General features: G+C 69.3%; 6 protein-coding genes. All 6 read right to left on the bottom strand.

The annotated features are described in order from the left end of the window. Positions 1-51: 51 nt before the first annotated feature. Positions 52-1,137, bottom strand: coding sequence for an LptF/LptG family permease (locus tag AB1609_14270; GenBank protein MEW6047625.1), 1,086 nt, complete (start codon positions 1,135-1,137; stop codon positions 52-54). An 18-nt stretch (positions 1,138-1,155) separates the two neighbouring features. After that, positions 1,156-2,034, bottom strand: a complete 879-nt coding sequence (locus AB1609_14265) for a hypothetical protein (protein ID MEW6047624.1) — start codon at positions 2,032-2,034, stop codon at positions 1,156-1,158. Positions 2,035-2,056: 22 nt separating this feature from the next. Then, a complete protein-coding gene (locus tag AB1609_14260) occupies positions 2,057-2,716 on the bottom strand; it encodes a hypothetical protein (GenBank protein MEW6047623.1) in 660 nt (219 codons plus the stop codon). After that, positions 2,671-3,756: a UDP-3-O-(3-hydroxymyristoyl)glucosamine N-acyltransferase gene (gene lpxD, locus AB1609_14255; GenBank protein MEW6047622.1), complete on the bottom strand. Its 1,086-nt coding sequence runs from the start codon at positions 3,754-3,756 to the stop codon at positions 2,671-2,673. Before lpxD ends, AB1609_14260 begins: the two co-directional genes overlap by 46 nt. 5 nt (positions 3,757-3,761) lie before the next feature. Next, the gene (locus tag AB1609_14250) at positions 3,762-4,316 is read right to left on the bottom strand and encodes an OmpH family outer membrane protein (GenBank protein ID MEW6047621.1); all 555 of its coding nucleotides are present in this window, start codon (positions 4,314-4,316) and stop codon (positions 3,762-3,764) included. Between the two features lie 26 nt (positions 4,317-4,342). Beyond that, a partial coding sequence (locus AB1609_14245; protein ID MEW6047620.1) for a BamA/TamA family outer membrane protein occupies positions 4,343-5,881 on the bottom strand: 1,539 nt, incomplete at its 5' end.

Below are 5,881 nucleotides of genomic sequence, written 5' to 3'. Positions count from 1 at the left end.
AACGCCACCACCAGGGCAACCGGCCGCAGGAGCCGCCCGACCGCCACGGCGCTACGCCGCCCACTCCGCCCGGACGAACAACCACGCGGCGGTCGCCAGGTAGAGGAGATTGGGCATCCACGCCGCCGCAAGCGGATCCAGCGCGCCGGAATTGCCCAGCGAACGGCACAGCGCAAAGATGACGTAGTACAGGAGCGTCAGCCCCAGGCTCGCCGCCGCGCCGAACGCCCGCCCTCCCCGCCCGCCGTACAGGCTGAGCGGCAGCCCCAGCAGCACCAGCACCAGGTTGGCGACGGGCAGGGCGAGCTTGAAGTGATAGTCCACCACCAAAGAGCGCGCCGTCACCCCGGCCTGGCGCAGCCGCCGGATCTGATCGCGCAGTTCACGGCGGCTCATCTCCTCGGTGCTCTTCTGTGAACCCAGGTAGGCCTCCGTCGGTTCGGCAAGGGTCAGCTCGTACGCCTTCATGCTGGATTCCAGTTGAACGTACCCGTCGGCGTCAAGCTGCTTCATGGTGACGTCTTCGAGGTGCCAGGTGCGCCCCTCGTACCAGCCCCGCCGCGCCGTGTAGATGGCGGGGAAGGTACCCGGGCGCAGCTCGTAGACAAGGGCGTCCAGGAGCTGGCGCGTCGACCGGTCCACTCTGCGCACGTAAAACCAGTGGGTGGGCGTCCCCCTGAAGAAGACGTTCTCCGAGATGGCCGGCACGGGGTCGGCCAGGATGGCGCGGCGAAGGTGGACCTCATAGCGGTGGTTGGCCTCGGGCACCACGTACTCGTTGAGCAGGTAGGCCCCAACGCTGATGACGGCGCCCAGCACGATGACGGGCACGCCGATGCGCAGCACGCTGAGGCCCGAGGTGCGCATCACGGTCATCTCGCCGTCCCTGACGAGCCGCCCGGCCGACAGCAGCGTCGCAAACAGCGAGGCGATGGGCAGCGCGATGCTCAGCGCGCTCGGGATCTTCAACGCGAGAAGCCACATCGTGACGCCGAGCGCGGTGCGCTGCACCACCAGGAGGTCCGTCAGCTGGAAGATGGTGCTGGTCAGCAGCAGAACCAAAAAGCCGGCCGCCGTTGCCACAAAGGGGACGATGAACTCCCCTGCCACGTAACGGTCAAGCCGGCGTACCCTCACCACAGGCCGCCCACGCCCTCACGGAGCGGCCGCCATGATGCCGAGCTGGTGCACCCCTCCGTAGGCTTCTCCACCCAGGTAGGCGTAGCTGGCCGCGAAGCCCCGGCCCGGCACCTCCACGCCGGTACCGATGAACCAGCCGCTCTCCGGCCCGTTCTGTTCAAATCCCAGCCTCAGGGCCACCGCAGGAGCAGGGTACAGGCGCGCCTCCAGCCGGATGGCGCGGCCCGTGCGCAAATTGAGGAGGTCCAGCGCGTCGGCCTCCAGGATCAGGTAGTCGTTGGCCTGATACGCAAGGCCCGCGCTCAGAGCCGGCCCAACCGCGATCCGCTCCTCGGCGCGCCCGGACAGGCCGCTTTGCCCGATCTCGAGCAGCGGGCCGATGCGGGCCGCCGCGACGACCTGCTCGCTCAGCGCTGCCAGAAGCCCGATGTCCAGGCCCAGGTAGTGGTCGTCTCGCACGCTCTCAGAGGCCGAGGCCCTGACCCGGCGGTAGTGGCCGCTCAGGCCCAGCGCGGCCACGGGACTCACCGCCATGGCGTACGTGTAACCAACCGAGAGTTCGGTCACCGGGCCGGGCGGGGCGCCACCCAACGCGTCCCGGCCGCCGTACCTGGCCCAAAGCGCCCACCCCTGCCCGTCCCTCCCCTCTACGAGGCTGAACGCGTGAACGAAGGTGGGGTTGCCGGCCGCGCTTTCCCCGCGAGCCAGCGTGGCCCCCACCCCCCACCGGCGCCCTTCGACGAACGCCGGCCCGGCGGGGTTGGAAAGGCCGCGCAGCGGCTCGTCGGGGGCCGCCATGGTGGCAAGCCCCTCGAACAGCACGGCCGCGTCCGGCGCACGAGGCGCTGCCAGCGCGCCCGCGCCAGACGGCGCCGCCGGGGGCAACAAGGACACGAAAGCCGCGATCACCCCGGCACTAAAAACCCGGGCTGATGCTGGCGCCCGCCACAAACTGCAACGCCCCCTTGTCCCGCACTCCCAGGTCTACGGCAAACCACGGGCTGAACTGGAGGGTCGCCCCCGTGCTGAGGGTCAACCCGTCGTAATCGACGCCAACCGTCACGATGGGCTCCGGAATGGCGCCCGGCCGCCGCACGGTCACCGGGTTGAGCGTCGCATTCACGCCGGTGAAGACCCGCAGGCCCCCGGCAAAGCTCCTGACGCCCACGTGAGCCCGCAGCAGCGGCCCCGGGAGCCGGTGGCTGGCGACGATGTAGCCGCTCGTTCCCTCGATTCCGGCCGCCAGGGCCGGAACGTTGCCATGCTCCTTGAGCAGGCGGTAACGGGCCAGGATGCCGACAGGCCAGGCCGGCCCTTCCCCGAAGACGTCCGGATTGCCGACGGCGACCCCCAGCTCCAGGTCATCCGTTACGCCGTACCGGAGGTAAGCGCGGGCGCCGCCCCCGGCCTCGGCCACCACCCCGAGCGTCGTCTGCCCCGCCGGCCCCGTGTCCGCCGTCGGAACGTTGGCCATCCCGGCGCTCCGCCCGCCGAGAAGCGTTGAGCCTTGCGCGGACGGTGCAACCCCCATCAGGCACAACACGACCGCCAGGCCGGCGGCCCCCAGCGTGCGCACTGTGGCGACCCTCCCTTTTCCAGTGAGCGAAGGCGCTCTTCCAGGTGCTCCAGCCGTTCCAGCATCTCGGGAAGGCGGCGGCTGACGGCCCAGACCCGCAGCGCGTGCGCGTGCGGCATGGCCGGTTCGCCCGCCACTTTTGCGCCGGCAGGGACGTCCTGGATGACCATCGTGCGAGCAGCCACCACGGCCGAATCGCCGATGGTCACGTGATCCTTCACGCCCACCTGTCCGGCCAGGATGACCCCGGCTCCGATCCGGGCCGAACCGGCGATCCCCACCTGGCCGATGATCAGGCAATTGGGGCCGATGCGGACGTTGTGCGCCACCTGCACCATGTTGTCGATCTTGGTCCCGCGCCCGATGACCGTGGCTCCGCAGCTTCCCCGGTCGATGCAGGCGTTGGCTCCAATCTCTACATCATCTTCGATGACGACCGTACCGATGTGCGGGCGCCGCCGGTGCACCCCCGCCTCGGTGGCAAACCCGAATCCGGTCGACCCGACGACCGTTCCCGGGCCGATCAGCACCCGGCGGCCGATGCGCACCCGCTCGAGCACCACGGCGTTGGCGTGGACGACGCTCTCGTCGCCCACCGCCACATCATCGGCCACCACCGCGCCGGGATGGATGACGCACTCCCGGCCCAGCCGCACCCTGCGGCCGATGACCGCTCGGGCCCCGACCCGCACGCCGGGGCCGAGGTCGGCGTCCGGAGCGACCACCGCGGTCGGGTCGATGCCGGGCGGCGGAAGCCACGCTTCAGGGGCGAAGTACTCCAGAAGCCGGTCGAAGGCCCTGCGCGGGTCTTCCACCTCGATGCAGGGACGGCCCTGCACCGCCTTGCCGGGCGGCACCAGGACCGCGCCCACCTTGCGATCTCCCAGCTCCTCCCAGTAGCGCGCCGAAAGCACCAGCGTCACGTCCTCCGGCCCCGCCTGGTCGGCGGGCGCGACGCCCCGCAAGACGGCAGCCGGGTCGGCGCCGATGATGCGGCCCCTGAGGCGTTCGGTGACCTCCTGTACCGTCAGCTCCCGCATGGCCCCTAGCGTCCGGAGGGTGCGTTCGCCTGCGTCTTGACGCCGAGCTCTCTCAGCACCTCGTCGGTGGTATCGCGCCCGCCCCAGATGACCTGGCTCTTGTCCAGCACCACCTCCAGGCCCAGGCGCTCGCCCACCTTGCCGATGGCCTCCCGGATCTTGGGAAGCCGGGCGTTGATCATCTCCTGCTTGCGCTGGTCAAGCTGCTGCTGGTACTTCACGAACAGGTCCTGCTTCTGCTGCTGGTAGCGCTCGCGCAGATCGGCCTTGTCGCTCTCGTTCATGCCCCTGGACTTGTCGTCGAACTCGGCATCCAGCCTGGCCAGCTCCTTGTCGAGTTCCGCCTGCAGCCTCTCCGTCTCCTTCTTGAGAGGCTCGTTGAGCGCCGGGCCCAGGTATTCGCTTGCCACCCGGTCAACGTCCACGTATCCGATGATGGTGGCCGTCTTCGCCGAAGAACCTGACCACACCAGGGCCGCGGCCGCCAGCACCACCAGCGCCGCCGCGACGGCCGCGAGCAGCGCCGGGCGCTTGTGACGCAATCTTTCCAGGGAACCCATGCCGCTCCCGCCTTTCCCGCTCCGTTCTAGAATTGCTGGCCGATGCTGAAGTTGAAGTTGCCGCCCTCCACGTCTTTGGCCATGCCGTAGTCAAGCCGCAGCATGCCGAGCGCGCCGATGTCGATGCGCACGCCGAACCCCACGTCCCACTGAAGCTCCTGAAGGTCCACGGGCTCGCCAGGCTGCCACGCCTGGCCGGCGTCGAAGAAGACGACGCCGGAGACGGGCTTCACGATGGGAAACCGGTACTCCACGTTGCCCATCGCCATCGTGGTGCCCCAGAACTTGCCGAAGTCATACCCCCTCAGCGTCTCGGCGCCGCCCAACCGGAACAGTTCCTGGTCAGGCGCCGGCGTGCCCTGCTCCGGGATGAGCGTGCCGAGGCTCAGCCTCGCCGCGATGACGTGGCGGCTCTTGCCCAACTGGACCGGGATGTAGTGGGAGTAGGTGCTCTCGAACTTCTTGTAGCGAAACGTGCCGCCGAACCCCGCCAGGTCCGCCGACAGCCGCAGCCGCTGGCCGGTCGAGGGGCTGAACGGGTGGTCGCTCGTGTCGGTGACAGTGCTCAACTTGAGGCTGCGCTGCGTTCCTCGGGTCGCCTCGGTTGACCATCCGCTGCGATCCGCAAGCGGCGCGTCGGTTCGCCAGTTGGCGAAGGTCAGGTAACCCCGCGTGTACTCCGAAAGCGGCCGCCCCAGGGTCACTTCCCCGCCGTAGCGCTCGTCGAAGTACTTCTGCGAGGAAGAATCTGTCGTGAGCACGGACTGCCAGCCAACCTTGAAGCCCAGCGAGGTGCCGGCCGAATCGAGGTACGGCTCCGTGAAGCTGAGTTGGTAGCGCTTGGCGTCCCGACCGTAGCTCAGCGTGATGCCCACCTGCTGGGCCCGCCCCAGGAAGTTGCTGTCGGAGACCTCCAGGAAGCCGGCCGGCCCCTCGCCGGCCGTCCAGGTCAGCCCGAGCTGGACGTTGCCGGTGCGCCGCTCCTTGACGCTGACCACCACGGCCACCTCGTCCGAGCGATCGGGTACGCCTCTCAGGTCGGCGTTGACCTCCTCGAAGAGCTGGAGCATCAAGACCCGGCGCAGGCTGCGCTCCAGCTCTCCGCGCTCCAGCACCTGCCCCGGCTTCACCGACAGCTCGCGAGTGATGACGTGGCTTTTCGTCTTCTGGTTGCCCTCCACGTCGATGCGCGCCACTTTCACCGGGAGGAGTGCAACCGTCAGGGTACCATCGTCCGAAAGGTCGATGCGGTCCGGCGCCACGAGCACCCCGTAGCGCTGCCACACCTTGCCCGGAAGTTCCTGCACCTGCGCGGTGATGCTCGGCCCGTGGGCGACCTGGCCTTTGGGCAGTTCGAGCAGGGCGGCCAGCGCCTGCGGGCTTGCTCCCGCCTTCGAAAGAAGCGCCCCCAGCTCGCCCTCCGGCTCCACCACGGCGCGGCGCAGGACGGGGTTTTCGACGACCCGGAAGACCACCCGCACGAGCTGCGGCGCGCCCGAGCCGGCCGGCGTCGCCGACAGGCTCTGGATATCGACGGAAACGCTCTTGAAGTAGCCGAGGTTGAG

This window comes from Bacillota bacterium (genome assembly GCA_040754675.1).
Taxonomy (GTDB): Bacteria; Bacillota; Limnochordia; order Limnochordales; family Geochordaceae; genus Geochorda.
This window is presented reverse-complemented; position numbering and strand designations above follow the sequence as displayed.